Annotated in this window: 12 protein-coding genes; 9 read left to right on the plus strand and 3 right to left on the minus strand. The window is 33.2% G+C overall.

The window, feature by feature from the left end; all coding sequences use genetic code 11:
• Positions 1 to 99: 99 nt before the first annotated feature.
• Complete coding sequence (locus JN168_RS01325) at positions 100 to 2,253, minus strand: bifunctional glycosyltransferase/CDP-glycerol:glycerophosphate glycerophosphotransferase (protein ID WP_071225815.1); 2,154 nt, start codon at positions 2,251 to 2,253, stop codon at positions 100 to 102.
• A gap of 470 nt (positions 2,254 to 2,723) precedes the next feature.
• Between JN168_RS01325 and JN168_RS01330 the strand changes: the two genes are divergently transcribed.
• The 3 genes from JN168_RS01330 to JN168_RS01340 all read left to right on the plus strand — a co-directional run bounded on the left by JN168_RS01330 (position 2,724) and on the right by JN168_RS01340 (position 5,489).
• Positions 2,724 to 3,164 (plus strand): GNAT family N-acetyltransferase, encoded by a 441-nt coding sequence (locus tag JN168_RS01330; RefSeq protein WP_042740457.1) that lies wholly within the window; start codon positions 2,724 to 2,726, stop codon positions 3,162 to 3,164.
• 188 nt (positions 3,165 to 3,352) lie between these two features.
• Complete coding sequence (locus JN168_RS01335; RefSeq protein ID WP_042740456.1) at positions 3,353 to 4,657, plus strand: MFS transporter; 1,305 nt, start codon at positions 3,353 to 3,355, stop codon at positions 4,655 to 4,657.
• A gap of 205 nt (positions 4,658 to 4,862) precedes the next feature.
• Positions 4,863 to 5,489, plus strand: a complete 627-nt coding sequence (locus tag JN168_RS01340) for a nitroreductase family protein (protein WP_107527296.1) — start codon at positions 4,863 to 4,865, stop codon at positions 5,487 to 5,489.
• Between the two features lie 203 nt (positions 5,490 to 5,692).
• Here JN168_RS01340 and JN168_RS01345 read toward each other — a convergent pair whose 3' ends face one another.
• A complete protein-coding gene (locus JN168_RS01345; RefSeq protein ID WP_042740454.1) occupies positions 5,693 to 6,637 on the minus strand; it encodes a nucleoside hydrolase in 945 nt (314 codons plus the stop codon).
• A gap of 196 nt (positions 6,638 to 6,833) precedes the next feature.
• Between JN168_RS01345 and JN168_RS01350 the strand changes: the two genes are divergently transcribed.
• The 6 genes from JN168_RS01350 (at position 6,834) to argB (ending at position 15,071) form a co-directional block, all read left to right on the plus strand.
• Positions 6,834 to 8,243, plus strand: coding sequence for an MFS transporter (locus tag JN168_RS01350; protein WP_042740453.1), 1,410 nt, complete (start codon positions 6,834 to 6,836; stop codon positions 8,241 to 8,243).
• A 546-nt stretch (positions 8,244 to 8,789) separates the two neighbouring features.
• Positions 8,790 to 10,427 (plus strand): APC family permease, encoded by a 1,638-nt coding sequence (locus JN168_RS01355; RefSeq protein ID WP_042740452.1) that lies wholly within the window; start codon positions 8,790 to 8,792, stop codon positions 10,425 to 10,427.
• 344 nt (positions 10,428 to 10,771) lie between these two features.
• Positions 10,772 to 11,965: an ornithine--oxo-acid transaminase gene (rocD, locus tag JN168_RS01360; RefSeq protein ID WP_279526103.1), complete on the plus strand. Its 1,194-nt coding sequence runs from the start codon at positions 10,772 to 10,774 to the stop codon at positions 11,963 to 11,965.
• 40 nt (positions 11,966 to 12,005) lie between these two features.
• Complete coding sequence (gene argC, locus JN168_RS01365; protein ID WP_229366499.1) at positions 12,006 to 13,037, plus strand: N-acetyl-gamma-glutamyl-phosphate reductase; 1,032 nt, start codon at positions 12,006 to 12,008, stop codon at positions 13,035 to 13,037.
• Between the two features lie 19 nt (positions 13,038 to 13,056).
• Positions 13,057 to 14,295, plus strand: coding sequence for a bifunctional glutamate N-acetyltransferase/amino-acid acetyltransferase ArgJ (gene argJ / locus JN168_RS01370; protein ID WP_107642282.1), 1,239 nt, complete (start codon positions 13,057 to 13,059; stop codon positions 14,293 to 14,295).
• Positions 14,296 to 14,309: 14 nt separating this feature from the next.
• Positions 14,310 to 15,071: an acetylglutamate kinase gene (gene argB, locus JN168_RS01375; protein ID WP_279526104.1), complete on the plus strand. Its 762-nt coding sequence runs from the start codon at positions 14,310 to 14,312 to the stop codon at positions 15,069 to 15,071.
• 174 nt (positions 15,072 to 15,245) lie between these two features.
• Here the strand turns inward: argB and JN168_RS01380 are convergent, their stop codons facing one another.
• Positions 15,246 to 16,475, minus strand: coding sequence for an ArgE/DapE family deacylase (locus tag JN168_RS01380; protein WP_042740447.1), 1,230 nt, complete (start codon positions 16,473 to 16,475; stop codon positions 15,246 to 15,248).
• Positions 16,476 to 16,538 lie beyond the last annotated feature (63 nt).

The raw sequence follows: 16,538 nt of genomic DNA on the forward strand, positions 1-16,538 counted from the left end.
AAAACCACCAACAAATTAGGGAGTATCCCATTTGTTGGTGGTTTTAGTTTAATGATCTTATTTGGAGTTTATTAATTTTAGCACAGATTTAAATAGAAATTATTTTTCAGTTATTAAGTCTGAAATTGCTTTTGAAGCTTTACCATTTTCTATTGAACAGAAATCATTATAAAATTTATCAATCTTACCTTGGTAGTCATTGGTAATTTTATCTAAGTTCTGTAAATCATCTGCTAATTGATAAGCATCTTTATAAATTGGACCTGGTAAGTCGTTGTGGAAATCAAGATAGAATCCACGTAGGTCTTGGTCATATTTATCTAAGTCATAAGCAAAGAAGATTTGAGGGCGTTTTAATACACCGAAATCGAACATAACTGATGAATAATCTGTAATTAAACAATCAGAAATTAGATATAGCTCTGAAATATCGCTGTAATTTGATACGTCTATTGCAAAGTCTTCGTAACCACGTAGGTCTAACGCATTTGAAATTAGATAATGCATTCTTAGTAATACAACATAGTCGTCGCCTAGCTTTTGTTGTAAATTATCTAAATCAATTTTTAAGTCGAATAGATATTTACCTTTTTTCACAAATTCATCATCTCGCCAAGTAGGAGCATACATAATGACCTTTTTACCTTCTGGAAGGTTTAGATTTTCTTTAATTTGTTGTATAAATGCTTGGTCATTCGCTCTGTTTACTAAGACATCATTTCTAGGGTATCCAATTTCTAAGATTTTTTCGGGTGGCATCCAGAAAGCTGTCTCGAATATTTTAGATGAATATGCATTTGGTGAGATAAGGTAATCCCAACGATTAGTTTCTTCACGGAAATTACGTTTATAATTATCCGTTGTTGTACCTGGCATACGAACGACTTTCATGTCATTTGCTAATCGTTTTAAAGGTGTACCGTGCCATGTCTGTATGTAGACTTGGTTTGGTTTTTTATTTAAATAAAGCGGTAATCTAGCGTTAGACACCCAATATTTAGCTCTTGAATATGCATCATAGTAAGCAGCAGAGCCTTTCTTTACTTTTTTAGCTGGACCAGGTAAAAAGGCTTTGTCTGGACTTTTGAATACCCAAATAAATTCTAATTGAGGATAATGTTTCATCATATATTCATAAATATATTTAGGGCTATCGCTATAATTTTTACCACCAAATGATTCAAAAACAATCGTTCTTGGATTTACTTTATCGATGTTATCGGTTAATTGATAGTGTGCACGATTTTTATTTTTCCTTTTTAGAACAACACTTTTCAATAATCTCGTATTTTTGCGTATGCGATTGACTTTAAATGCTTTATTACGTTTGTTAAACATCAATAATAGCATTTCTATAATAAATAAAGGTTTTTCATTTTTTATAATAGACGGGAATAATGAACGTACTACTTTTGGTAATAATTCACTATGTTGTTCGTAACGTTCTGGTGTCTTTCTCAATGACGGTTCGAATGAATGCTTCAGTAAGTTTTTCATTTTATTGCGAATGAATGCTTTGTTTTCTTGTCTTGACGCACGTTTGACTGAGTCACTAAAGCTATAAACATAATCGTTAAAGATTACGCCAAAGTCTTGTTTAGATAACGTCGGTTTTAAAAATGGATCATATACTTCTCCTTTAATATAGAAAGGGAAGCGACTGACACGTACGAATTTATTAGCATATTTAATAAATTCTAGTACAAATGACCAGTCAATAAATATATTTAAATCTTCATTAAACTGTATGTTGTGTCCATGGACGATAGCAGTTTTAAAGACGATATTACACGCAGAATGCTTACGTAAAAATTGATTAGAATTTTCTTTCGTATCTAAGTAACTAACTCTTACAAGATTTTGATCCACATATTGAGGAATATCAAGTGTAAATGAGTGAATTGGTGCGATTAAAGCATCAAAATGATTCAAGTTTTTCATATAGAATGATAGGGCGTAAGAAGCGAGATAATCATCTGAATCTACAAAAACGAAGTAGGGCGCTTCTACTGATTTCATTGCCACATTTCTTGCGTGTGCATGGCCCATATTTTGTTCTAAATCAATTTCTTTAACGGTAATATCCCAATCTTTAAGTATTTGTGTAGCGATGACTTTAGATTGGTCCGTTGAACCATCGTTCACTAAGATTAATTCGAAATCTTGGAATCGCTGATGTTTAAGACTATTTAGACATCTCTCTATATAATCTTCTGAGTTGTAGTAAGTTACTATAACGGATATAGACTTCATTGTTTTACCTCTTTTTCAATTTTTTTCTTAATTTTTATAAGGTAGAATGTAACAAAAAGTAAGTGGTTATTTCAAATGTTAACTTACTTTGGTCATACCTTAGTCTAGATACAGTAGTTTCTCTGTATTAAGAAATAGTAGTAGTCTTGTTGTTTGTATGAATAGTTAAATTATACCATGTAAATGTGTATTTTTTACTTTTGAATTATGAAAATACAGCACATGGTAAAAAACCACCTCTCTTATTTTACTATAAAAATTTAATATATCTAGTGATTAAACTAAATTATAGGTAATTTTTGTAGAATATTATTTAAAATTTAATATTAGTTCTAAAAAATAAAACGTAAATATACAACAATGTTTTGTGTTATATGATTTGAGTACAATTAGAATAGTTTTTAGTGTGGTTTATGGCAATGAAAACAATCAAATAAATAGTAAACATAATAATAGAAGGAAGTGATCAAATGTTTATTAAATTAGCGACGAATAAAGATTTGAAAGTGATTTATAACGCAGTACCCTATTTGTTTAAAGAGGCTATGAATTGTCAAATAGCTGTATCTGATGATGCACTTAAAGCATTATCGAAAGAATTAGTGTCAAAAGGTGCACGATACTTTGTGTGGAAAGAAGGGGAATCGATTAAAGGTTTTATATTATTTGATACAAAATTTGATTATTTAACACAACAAGCATATGGATTTATTTATGAGCTTTACGTGTTTGAGGAATATAGAGGGATGCATATTGCAAAGGAATTAATAAACTTTATTCAAAAGTATGCACAGGATCAAGGACTTCTGACTTTAAAATTAAATGTCTTCACAAGTAATACGGTACAGCGTTTTTATACTGCGTTAGGATATCAAGTGGAGCAAATGACCATGAGTTTATCATTAGAATGAAAGACATAATAAATAGAAAGATTATATTTTAAATTAAAATTTTAAGTGACATTATTGTTGTCGTTACAAGGGTTTTTGGATTTTTAGTTTTTTGAAAAATCAAATTAATTAAAAAATTATATTGACAACGCTTACAAATAGAGTTAAGTTTTCTTATGATTTAAGTGTTTAAACATGGGGGGAGCAAGGTGAAAAATTATCGATACTTTATCATTACGATGATCATCGTAATGACTATGATTAATTATGTTGATCGTGGTGCTATTTCATATGCTCAAGAAGATATTATTAAGGAATTTGGTTTTGATAATATTGCTTGGGGTGCTATATTAGGCTACTTTGGATATGGTTATATGCTTGGTTCGTTATTTGGAGGCATTACTGCAGACAAAAAAGGACCGAAGTTTGTATGGCTAGTGGCTGGAACATTATGGTCACTGTTTGAAATCGGTATGGCTTTTGCAGGTGAAATAGGCATGGCATTGTTTGGTGGATCAGCAATTGCTGGATTTGGATTGATGCGTGTATTATTTGGTGTGTCAGAAGGTCCAATCTTTTCGACAATTAGTAAAACAAATGCTAACTGGGCTGCACCAAAGGAACGCGGATTACTGTCTGCGCTTGGCTTGATTGGTGTACCATTAGGTGCATTGATTACGGCACCAATTGTATCAGGATTCTTAACGATTTCTAATTGGCGTGTATTATTTGTTTTATTAGGGCTTATTGGACTTATTTGGATTATCATATGGTATAAAGTGTTTACAGACTATCCAGAAGATAATAAACATGTGTCTAAAGAAGAATTAACGGCAATACGTTCTACTGAATCAACAGTCGAAGGTGAAAAAACTGTAGAAACAGAACACAATGCGCATGAAAAATGGTATCATTTTTTCAAGAGTCCGACGCTTGTGTTTAATATGATTGGCTACTTTGGCTTCCAATACATAAACTTTTTAATATTAACTTGGACACCAAAATATTTACAAGATGAATATCATTTTGAAATACATTCGTTATGGTATTTAGGTATGATTCCATGGATTGGGGCTTGTTTTACTGCGTATTTTGGTGGTAGACTTTCGGACTGGTTACGTTATAAAACAGGCAGTCTTAGAATTGCCAGATCCGGTTTAGCTATTTTTGGAATGACTTTAGCGGCGATTTGTTTCTTGATTATTCCAACAACTAACAATATTGCCTGGATTATGTTTTTGATGATGTTAGGTAATGCTTGTATCTTCTTACCAAATGCCGTTTATTGGGCAGTCATTATTGATACAGCACCTAAAAAGACTGGAACATATGGTGGAATGACACACTTTTTCGTGAATTCCGCTACGATTATCGCTCCGACTTTAACAGGAATCTTAGTAACATCTTATGGTTATTCATCAATGTTTATTTCAGCAGTCATTGCAGCAGTTATAGGTATTATTGCAATGTGCTTTGTTAAGCCAGGTATAAAGAAAATATCTATTAATAATTAAATGTAAATTGAATTTTTGAAGTGAATTAATAATATGATATGAAAATGCACATTTCTAATTAAAGAAATGTGCATTTTTTGTGTTTAGAAGTTATTTTTAAAGATATGTAAAATAATATTTGGTAATTTTATAAACAGATGATTTGTAATCCGTAATAAATTGAGTATAATTTGATTTTGTAAAAAATAATTAAGGAGCATTGAACATGATTAATAATAATTTTGAAGATGTAGTAATGAATAGAAAATCAGTTAAAGTATTTGATGAAACTGTTAAAATACCTCAAGCAGAAATGGACGAAATCATACAAAAAGCAACGAAGGCACCTTCTTCTGTAAATATGCAGCCATGGCGTTTCTTAGTAGTAGAAAGTGACGAAGGTAAAGATAAATTACGACCACTTATTCGCTTTAATACGAGACAAAATGATACTTCAGCAGCAATGGTAGTCATCTTTGGGGATATGCAAAACTACGAGCACGGTGAAGAAATTTATAATAGTGCTGTAGAGCATGGGATGATGCCAGAAGATGTTAAAGATGAAATGTTAGCTAAAGTATTACCATACTATAAAAGTTTATCAAAAGCAGAAATGAATGACATCATTAAAATAGATAGTAGTTTAGCAGCAATGCAATTTATGTTAGTAGCAAGAGCATATGGTTACGATACAAACCCAATTGGTGGATTTGAACGTGATCAAATTGCAGAAGCATTTGACCTTGACCCAGAACGTTATGAACCAGTGATGATTGTTGCAATTGGTAAAGAGAAAAATCCTGGTCATGATTCATATAGATTACCAGTAGATACTGTGACTCGCCACGTATAGAATATAGATAATGTAAGACCCTTAAAAGCTTAACCATTTTAGATAAAGGCTTAAAGTAAGATACTAAGTCAATTTATCAACGGTTGAAGTTTAAGGGTCTTTTTTATGCTTTGATATTTTTATGTTTTGTAATTTAATTAAAGATTAATAATTACTACTAATGACAGTTATAGGTTTGCATAGATGAAAGCTATATAGCGGATTTAATCTTTTACACGTTTCGCTAAATCAGTCATAAACTTGAAGAACCTATCATGGTCAACGTGATAGACTACCGCGAGGGGTCTACCTGCTTGTTCATCTATATATGTTTGACCTTGGCTTGGTCCGTTTGTATATACTGATGCCATGACTGTCTTTTGTTTCACGAGGTCTGGGCATCCCGTATAAGCAGTAGTTAAGACATCCCATAGAAAATAAGTTGAGTTAGTCTGGAAGTGCGTTAATGGTGGAACAGCTGCATAGCTGACACCTAAGAAGTCTACACCAGTGTACTGCCTTTCATTTGCCCAGGCCTGTCTAATATCCCAGGTCAAAGGTACTTGATTTGTGCTTTCTAATGCAACCATATCAATTTTGATGTCTGTATCAAAGACGGTCTTGACTGCTTCAGGGTCCCAAAAAGCATTCCACTCTGCAGTACCATCATGTTCAGGCTCCTCGACATTTCCTTTTGATAAGAAAGTACCGCCCATCCAAACCAGTCGTTCAATATGTTCAGTGATTGTAGGATCAACAGTAAGTGCCTTTGCCAGATCTGTTAATGGTCCAGTAAATAATAATGTAATTTTTTCTGTAGCGTTATGTAACTTTTCAATAATATCTTCGTATGCATGATGTGACAGCATCTGTGCATGTTGTGCTTTAACAGGTTCGTTTAATATCGGTAAAGCATCCATGAAAAATGCGTGCATACGCCAATCTTTAGGAAAAGGGTTCTTTCCACGCTCTACTGATGCAGCAACATCAATTGGATAATGAGCAAAGCGATTAATAATTTTTTGTGAAGCGCTTACTGCAGGCTCTACATAACTATCAGCACCGATTGCACTTACACCCACTAATTTGACATCATCCATTTGTAGTAGAAGAAATAAGGATACTAAATCATCTACGCCACCATCATGGTTAAAATATATGTGTTTCATTTGGTAATAGACCTCCATGTAAAAATTAGAATTATCTATATTATATCAAAGAATTACTGTGATGATTTTTTATAAATGCTGTCGCAATATCTATAGTTGTTATTAATTTATGCTATTTATAAAAGTGTAAATTGTTTATTGATAGTTGCATAGGTTATTTAAAAAAGTAAGCGAATTTTTAAGGGGTGTAATTTTTGTGAAATTTAAAAAGGAAAATGTTAATAAGGTAGATTCAGATCAAACTAAGAAAAGTATAGTTGCAACTGGTATAGGTAATGCAATTGAATGGTTTGACTTTGGTTTGTATGCACAATTAGCTGTAATTTTAAGTGCTAATTTCTTTGGGAACTTACCGGCACAACTACAAATTATTTCTACTTTTGCAGTGTTTGCATTTGCGTTTATTGTGCGACCAATTGGGGGGATTTTTTTCAGTCATTTAGGTGATAAATATGGGAGGAAAATCGTATTATCAACAACCATATTACTTATGGCAGCATCTACTTTACTATTAGGGCTCTTGCCAACACAGGAACAAATAGGTATTTGGGCACCAATTCTATTGTTAGTAGTGCGTATGGTGCAATCATTTTCAACTGGTGGAGAATATGCAGGGGCAATGACTTATATTGCAGAGACAGCGCCTGATAAGACACGAGGTAAGCTAGGTAGTGGATTAGAAATAGGCACATTAATAGGCAATATCATGGCGGCCCTATTGGTTGGTACGCTTTATGCATTGCTAAGTGACCAACAAATGTCTGACTGGGGTTGGAGAATTCCATTTATTTTAGCAGCACCATTTGGCATTATAGGCATTATTTTACGTTCAAGCCTTGATGAAAGCCCGGCCTATGAAACGACATTAGAAGAACAACAAGCACTAGAATATTCCTATTTAGACATATTCAAATATTATTGGAAAGACGTTATCGTTTGTTTTACAGGAGTGGCCTTTTTAAATGTGGCAAATTATATGGTGTTGTCGTTCATGCCTTCATTCTTAAATCAAACAATTCATTTAGGTGGAGCCATGGGATCCGTATTAAGTACATTGACAATGGTTATAATGATTCCAGCAGTATTTTTCTTTGGTTGGTATAGCGATAAAGTGGGTAATAAAAGAACTATCCTCTTTGGTCTAGTTGGCTTTAGTTTGTTTTCAGTCTTTGCATTTTGGCTGATGAGCATACCAGTTTTACCTCTAGTCATTGTCGGTTTATTAATTATTGCTTGTTTTATGGCTACATTTGAAGGTGTGATGCCTTCATTACTACCGAGTATGTTCTATACAAAAGTGAGATTGCGCACGTTATCACTTGTTTATAACATTGGTGCTGCAATTTTTGGTGGACTTACACCATTTATTTTATCAACCTTAGTAGAGACAACTGGACAAAAAATTGCGCCATCTTACTATTTAATGTTTATCAATGTTGTTGGTCTCATTGTCTTTGTGACGATGTTTAAGTCAACTTCCAATAAATCATTAAAAGGTTCATATCCAAATGTAGAAACAGATAAAGAATATGAGGAAGTGGTGAATAACCCTGAAGAAGCCTTATGGTGGGAGCAGGAAAATAAAATAAATAACTCATCATCTTGATAACTATTGTTATTTAACTTTATTAGAGTAAAAATATTTATTAACTATAATTTTTAATAAGTATAATTGGTGATTATATATTTGAGTAACATTATAAAATGCAATTATTAACTATCTAAAGGCTCTAAAATCCATATTTAATAATTATTTATGTAAAAATACAATAAATAGTATAATATGTAACAAATAATTTGAAATCTAGGGTTAAATTCACTATGAACCGTTGATATGACAGTCTTTAACCTTTATATGAGCAATGAATTGTTGTAGATGCCGATATACTATTTATGAATAATTGAGTAACATCAATAAAAAATGCTTCATCGACTTTATATAGTGACGGGAAAGGCAATTTGTTGCGTGCTACGTTTATGCATTTTGAAGTCGTATAACGTATTAATATTCAATTGTATTCAAAAAAATAGCGATAAAATGTTGATTTGACTTGAATTTTAATATGCGTATAATAACAACATATACAAGAAAGTGTATACATTGTACATTTACCTTGATATGAATATAAAAAGATGAATAGTAGGAGTTTTTATGGGAAAACAGAAAAAGAGTGAAAAAATTAATTTGTCGCAGCTTGTACTATTAGGGCTTGGATCACTCATTGGTTCAGGTTGGCTATTTGGTGCATGGGAGGCGTCTTCTATTGCTGGCCCAGCTGCAATTATTTCATGGATTATAGGTTTTGTAGTTATAGGCTCCATCGCTTATAACTATATTGAAATTGGTACAATGTTTCCACAATCAGGCGGAATGAGTAACTATGCTCAGTATACACACGGTTCGTTACTAGGATTTATTGCTGCGTGGGCAAACTGGGTATCTTTAGTTACAATTATTCCAATTGAAGCCGTTTCTGCAGTTCAATATATGAGTTCATGGCCATGGGAGTGGGCTAAATTTACGTCCGGTTTAATGAAAGGTGGCACAATCAGTAATTCTGGATTGTTTGCTGTGTTTATTATCATCATTATCTTTTCATTATTAAACTACTGGTCAGTTAAATTACTTACTTCATTTACGAGTTTAATATCTGTATTTAAACTTGGTGTGCCATTATTAACTATTATTATGTTAATGATTTCTGGATTTGACGCAGGAAACTATGGTCATACTGCAGGTCAATTTATGCCGTATGGATCAGCACCAATATTTGCTGCTACAACAGCATCCGGTATTATCTTCTCATTTAATGCTTTCCAAACAATCATTAATATGGGTTCTGAAATACAGAAACCAGAGAAGAATATTGCAAGAGGTATTGCAATTTCACTAACACTAAGTGCCCTACTTTATATTGTATTACAGAGTACGTTTATCACATCTATGCCACAAGATATGATTCATTCTAAAGGTTGGAGTGGAATTAACTTTAACTCTCCATTTGCTGATATGGCTATCTTATTAGGTTTAAATTGGTTAGCGATACTACTTTATATAGAAGCAGTTGTGTCTCCATTTGGTACAGGTGTATCATTTGTGGCTGTTACAGGTCGTGTATTACGTGCAATGGAGAAAAATGGACATATTCCTAAGTTCTTAGGAAAAATGAACGATAAATATAAAATTCCACGTGTCGCTATTATTTTTAATGCCATTATCAGTATGGTCATGGTATCACTATTTAGAGATTGGGCAGTGTTGGCGAGCGTAATTTCAACGGCAACATTAGTTGCGTACTTAACTGGTCCAACGACCGTTATTTCATTACGTAAAATGGCGCCAAAAATGCACAGACCATTCCGTGCAAATATGTTGAAATTTATGGCACCATTCTCATTCGTGTTAGCTTCACTAGCAATTTACTGGGCAATGTGGCCAACGACAGCTGAAGTTATCTTTATTATTATCTTAGGTTTACCGATTTATTTCTTCTATGAATATAAGATGAATTGGAAAAATACTAAGAAACAAATTGGTGGTAGTTTATGGATTATTTTATACTTAATTATTCTTGCCTTCTTGTCATTTATAGGAAGTAAAGAATTTAAAGGTATGAACTGGATACATTATCCATATGACTTTGTCGTTATTATCATCGTTGCATTAATCTTTTATAAGCTGGGTACTACAAGTTACTTTGAAAGTGTGTACTTTAAGCGCGCTAAAAAGATCAATAAAGATATGCGTCAGAATTTAAAAGAAGAACAAAAGTTAGAAAACCAAGAATAAACATTGATAATTATAAAAAGAACAAACTGGACTAATTATGTACCAGTTTGTTCTTTTTTATTTCAAAGTTAAGAAATTTTTTTTGGCCTTTTAAAAGATATGAAAAAATAAAAATTTCCGAATGAAAAATATGCAAAATAAATACATCATAATATTGTGAAGATATAGCCGTTGAATAAGAATGATATGGATTCTTAATTTTAAAAAATCAACAGTGTAGTAAATTAAAAGATTTAAAATATGCAATTTTTTTAAAAATAATCTTTGACTAATTGCCAATATCGTTGTATGATTTTGAATATTAATTCAATTTCAGGAATAAATATAAAGGAATGAGGGTTAAGATGAACGATTTATTTGAATTAACAGATCGATACAGTTCTAACAATTACAGTCCATTAAAACTAGCTTTGACTAAAGGTTTAGGCGCTAAGGTTTGGGATGTGGATGGAAATAGTTATATTGACTGTGTATCAGGATTTTCAGTCGTCAACCACGGTCATTGTCATCCTAAAATTATTAAGGCTTTCCAAGAACAAAGTGAAAAAATAACCATGGTATCTAGGGCACTCTATAGTGACAACTTAGGTCAATGGGAAGAAAAAATATGTAATCTTGCAAACAAAGATAAGGTATTACCAATGAATACTGGTACAGAAGCCATAGAAACAGCAATAAAGATTGCTCGTAAATGGGGAACAGATGTCAAAGGTATTGAAGAAGGTAAACCAGAAATAATCGCAATGAATGGAAACTTTCATGGTCGTACATTAGGTGCACTGTCACTTTCATCTCAAGAAAGTTATAAAAAAGGGTTTACGCCATTATTAGATAATATGCATACAGTTGATTATGGAGATGTTACAACCTTGAAATCACTTATCAATGAAAATACATCAGCTATTATCTTAGAACCTATACAAGGTGAAGGTGGTGTAAATATTCCGCCAGAGTACTTTATACAGGAAGTGCGTAATTTATGTGATCAACATAATGTATTGCTAATTGCTGATGAGATTCAAGTTGGTTTAGGCCGTACCGGAAAACTATTTGCAATTGAGTGGGAAGGTGTAGAGCCAGATATTTATTTGCTTGGTAAATCATTAGGTGGTGGACTATATCCGATATCTGCGGTGCTCGCTAATGAAGATGTAATGAATGTCTTAACACCTGGAACACATGGCTCAACATTTGGTGGAAATCCACTTGCTTGTGCTGTGTCTAGTGCAGCATTAGATGTACTAATAGACGAAAATTTAATTGAAAGATCTGCTGAGTTAGGTCAAAAATTATTAAACCAATTACAGCTTATTGATAGTGATTTAATTGTAGATGTCAGAGGTAGGGGATTATTTATCGGAATCGAACTTAACAAACCAGCGCAAACCTATTGTTTAGAAATGATTAAACAAGGTGTGCTATGTAAAGAAACACAGGGTAATATCATTAGAATCTCGCCACCATTAGTAATAGATGAAGAAGAAATCGCTACAGTAGCGAAAGTAATCACTGAAGTATTAGAACAAGCAAACCATTAATACCATTAAAAGTCCGAATATTCAGAAAGGAATGAACGTTATGATAGAAGTTGGGATTGTAGGAGGAAGTGGATATGGTGCAGTCGAACTCATTCGACTCTTAGTACATCATCCAGAAGTTAAAATTAAATATGTGTTTTCACATTCAAAGGCAGATGAACCCATAAGCAAAACATTTCCTCACTTAAATCACTTAACACATCATTACGAAGAACTAAATTATGAAACGATATCATGTGATGTAGTGTTTTTTGCAACACCTTCAAATGTTAGTAAACATATAGCTCCGAAGTTAGTAAAACAAGGAATTAAAGTCATTGATTTATCTGGAGATTTCAGATTGAAGGATAGAGATGTATATCAGCAATTTTATGGTGAAGAAGCAGCACCACAGGAACAACTGGATGATGCAGCTTATAGTATTGCTGAATGGTCTAATATCAAACAGACGGTTCCTAATTTGATTGCGAATCCTGGATGTTTCCCAACAGCGACATTGTTAGCTTTGCATCCAGTTATCGATCGACGAGTGGTCGATACAGATTCGATTATTATCGATGCTAAAACTGGTGTTTCAGGTGCAGGAAGATCACTCTCACAAAATGTCCACTATTCCGAAATGAATGAAAATTTTAGTGCATATGGTATAGGCAAACATAAACATAAACCTGAAATTGAACAATATTTATCTCAAGTTGCTGAGAAAGATATTAATGTTATATTCACGCCACACCTCGTTCCTATGACTAGAGGGATTCTGTCAACAATATATGTGAAATTAACTGAAGCATTTTCAGCTGAGCAACTGCATACAGTATATGAGAAATATTATAAAGACAAGCCGTTTGTCAGAGTTAGAGACTTAGGAGAATATCCTAAGACTAAAGAAGTTTACGGAAGTAACTATTGCGATATCGGTCTATATGTAGATGAGACGCAGCAAACAGCAGTTATTGTATCTGTAATTGATAACTTAGTAAAAGGTGCAAGCGGACAAGCGATTCAAAATTTGAATTTAATGTTTGGATTGCCAGAAACAACTGGATTAAAACAAACACCAGTATACCCATAAATTGAGAAGGAGAGATACTATGAAAGATATTGAAACAATTGATATATTAGATCAACTAAATGTAGACTTACAAGGTGATGTTAGTTCTCCGTCCGGTTTTGTAGCTGGTGGTTTCCATGTTGGTTTGAGAAAGCAACGCAAAGATTTTGGTTGGATTTATTCAGAAAATGAAGCGGCAGCAGCAGGTGTTTATACATTAAATCGTTTTAAGGCAGCACCATTACAAGTTACAGAAGCATGTATTAATAATAATCAAACGTTGCAAGCAATCGTTGTTAATTCAGCAAATGCGAATGCTTGTACAGGTGAAAAGGGATTACAAGACGCTAAAGACACACAAGCATGGGTTGCACAACAGTTAGATTTACCAACACATAATGTAGGTGTAGCATCTACAGGCGTTATAGGTTCCTTTTTACCAATGGATAAAATTCATTATGGAACGCAGAATGTAATGAAAGATGAGTATAATCATGGAGCCTATTTTAGCGAAGCCATTCTTACGACAGACACTATTACCAAGCATTTATCAGTACAAGTAGAAATAGATGGTAAAACAATAACAATAGGTGGGACAGCAAAGGGCTCAGGTATGATACATCCAAATATGGCTACAATGTTAGGCTTTGTCACAACTGATGCCAATATTGAAAGTATGGAATTATCAAACACATTAAAACAGTCTGTCGATCAATCATTTAATATGATTACTGTAGATGGTGATACGAGTACAAATGATATGGTGTTGTTTATGGCGAATGGTCAAGCTGAAAATAATACCCTCACACCGACACATCCAGATTGGCATAAATTTAATTATGCATTAAATTTTGTAACACAGTACCTTGCTAAAGCTATTGCAAAAGATGGAGAAGGTGCAACCAAATTAGTTACTGCAAAGGTTAATGGAGCAGCAGATACAGATGAAGCGAGAAAGATTGCTAAAAGCATTGTATCATCTAATTTAGTTAAATCAGCGATACATGGCGAAGATGCAAATTTCGGTAGAATTATTACAGCCATAGGTTATGCTTCACAAAATGTTGAACCAAGTGAAACATATGTCAAGTTAGCTGAGGTTCCAGTTGTTGAAGAAGGTATGGCAGTTTTATTTGATGAACAATATTTAAAAGAACAACTTCAAGGTGACAATATTGAAATAGAAGCGACTGTAGGTACTGGCGATGGAGAAGCTGCAGCCTATGGTTGTGACCTATCATATGATTATATACGTATAAATGCTTCATATAGAACATAAGGGGTGTATAGATAGTGAGTTATATCATAATAAAAATTGGTGGTAGCACCTTAACGCATTTACATGAATCTATTATCGAAGATATTGTAACATTGAAACAACAGGGGTTAAGACCAATCATTGTACACGGTGGAGGACCGTTTATCAATAAGGCATTAGAGAACAATGGTGTAGCAACAGAATTTCAAGATGGTTTACGTGTAACGACGAGTGAAGTGTTAACTGTCACTTGCCAAACATTAATTGGACAGGTTAATCCACAATTAGTCAGTAAAATAAATCAAAATACTGCTGTAAGTGTTGGCTTAAATGGGATAGATGGTAATCTCGTTGATATCTTTCCATTAAGTGAAAAATATGGATTTGTTGGTGAACCTACAGATATAAATACAGAACTGTTGGAACATATAACTGATCATTTTATACCAGTTATAGCATCTATTGGCATGAAGCATGATACTCAGCAATTATACAATATCAATGCAGATACATTTGCATATAAAATTGCACAGACATTATCTGCACCTATCTATTTGTTGAGTGATATTCCAGGTGTACTCATTGAAGCACAGGTACAACAGACGTTAAATGCTGAGCAAATTCAGAATCATATTGATAGTGAAGCAATATATGGAGGTATGATTCCTAAAGTACAAGATGCAATTCAAGCAATTGAACAAGGATGCGAGAAGGTTGTAATTGCAGCAGGAGACGAACCCCATGTAATTGACAAAATTTTAAATAGTGGGAACGTAGGTACTACGATACAACAATAAATATCTGAACAGTTGCAGATAAAAAACAGTTCGAGACAATATGCATTGTTACCATGCCTCAAAGGCAGTGGCATATACATATGTTATCTCGAACTGTTTTTTAGTGTAATACTGGTGATTATAATTCAAGCTTACAAACAATTTTAGAATTATAATCTTATGGTATATTGATGATTATTTTTCAACATAAGTAGTTAATAATTCAATGTAGAAATCGATGAATTTAAAGTACATGTCTTTTTCAACGCGTTCATTTACTTGGTGAGGTTCACTTCCAGGTCCAAACACTAGGAATGGGAAAGATTCATCTTTACCACGTAATAAATTAGAAGCATCTGTTACGCCACCAATTGGAGATGCAAGTAAATCTTTATTGAACATGCGATCACCGATTGCTTTGGCCGATTCGATAAGGCCATTTTGACCAGTTGTTAGAACTGGTTCTAGATCAAGGTATAAATCACTTTCCAAATTTGCACCTTGGCTGTTATGTTTTTCAAGTGTATCTGCAAATAATGATTTAACCTGATCATTATTATACTCAGGAATTGTACGAATATTAAAGTCAGCATTAGCAGACTCTGGTACAGAGTTAACTTGTACGCCACCTTGGATTAATGTATTGCTGATTACAAGACCTTTTAATACATCTTCAATTTCACCTTTGTCGATTGATGCAGGTAATGATGTATTGAATTTTTGTAGCAGATTAGAAAAATCTAATGATTCACCTTTAACTTCTTTAGAAATTCTAGCATATGCTTCATCTATATCTTGTATAAAATCAATTAAAGGCTTAATTGCATTGATACCAAAAATTGGCATTGAACTATGTGCAGATTTACCAATAGATTTAATTTTATAATCCATAGAACCCTTATGCGCATATACGAGCATATCTTGACATGGTTCTGCAATAACTAAAGCTTCTACATCATCCATATAGCCTTTTTCGTATAACTGTTGAGAACCTAATTGTTCCATCTCTTCACCAGTTGTAGCTAAAAATCTAATACGTCCATTTTTTAAGGCATTTGAGTTGTTAATCTCGATTAAAGCAATTGCTAATGCTGCAAGTCCTGATTTCATATCAGCAGCACCGCGACCATATAAGAAACCGTCTTCCTCAGTTAACTTAAATGGATCATATTTCCATTGTTGACGATCGCCTTCAGATACGACATCCATGTGACCAGAAATGCCGATTACAGGTCCAGCCTCACCGATTTCTGCAATTAAATTGGCACGACGTTCGTCTACTTTATCAATTGTTGAATCGATGCCATGTTCGGCGAAAAGTTTTTGAAAATACTCACAAACTTGAATTTCATTATCGTTTACTGTATTCATTTCCACAATATCAGATAATATTTGCACTTTTTCCTCATTTGAAAATGTGCTCATAATATACCACTCCTTTAACAAACTATATAAATTATACATCTGTCTTATTATTTTGATAAGAAA

The sequence above is a fragment of the Staphylococcus gallinarum genome, from assembly GCF_029774255.1.
GTDB lineage: Bacteria > Bacillota > Bacilli > Staphylococcales > Staphylococcaceae > Staphylococcus > Staphylococcus gallinarum.

Excerpts from the sequence above, each read along its gene's own strand:
- JN168_RS01325 (WP_071225815.1), bottom strand. The coding sequence starts at position 2,253 with ATGAAGTCTATATCCGTTATAGTAACTTACTACAACTCAGAAGATTAT.
- JN168_RS01330 (WP_042740457.1), top strand. The coding sequence starts at position 2,724 with ATGTTTATTAAATTAGCGACGAATAAAGATTTGAAAGTGATTTATAAC.
- JN168_RS01340 (WP_107527296.1), top strand. The coding sequence starts at position 4,863 with ATGATTAATAATAATTTTGAAGATGTAGTAATGAATAGAAAATCAGTT.
- JN168_RS01345 (WP_042740454.1), bottom strand. The coding sequence starts at position 6,637 with ATGAAACACATATATTTTAACCATGATGGTGGCGTAGATGATTTAGTA.
- JN168_RS01355 (WP_042740452.1), top strand. The coding sequence starts at position 8,790 with ATGGGAAAACAGAAAAAGAGTGAAAAAATTAATTTGTCGCAGCTTGTA.
- rocD (WP_279526103.1), top strand. The coding sequence starts at position 10,772 with ATGAACGATTTATTTGAATTAACAGATCGATACAGTTCTAACAATTAC.
- argC (WP_229366499.1), top strand. The coding sequence starts at position 12,006 with ATGATAGAAGTTGGGATTGTAGGAGGAAGTGGATATGGTGCAGTCGAA.
- argJ (WP_107642282.1), top strand. The coding sequence starts at position 13,057 with ATGAAAGATATTGAAACAATTGATATATTAGATCAACTAAATGTAGAC.
- JN168_RS01380 (WP_042740447.1), bottom strand. The coding sequence starts at position 16,475 with ATGAGCACATTTTCAAATGAGGAAAAAGTGCAAATATTATCTGATATT.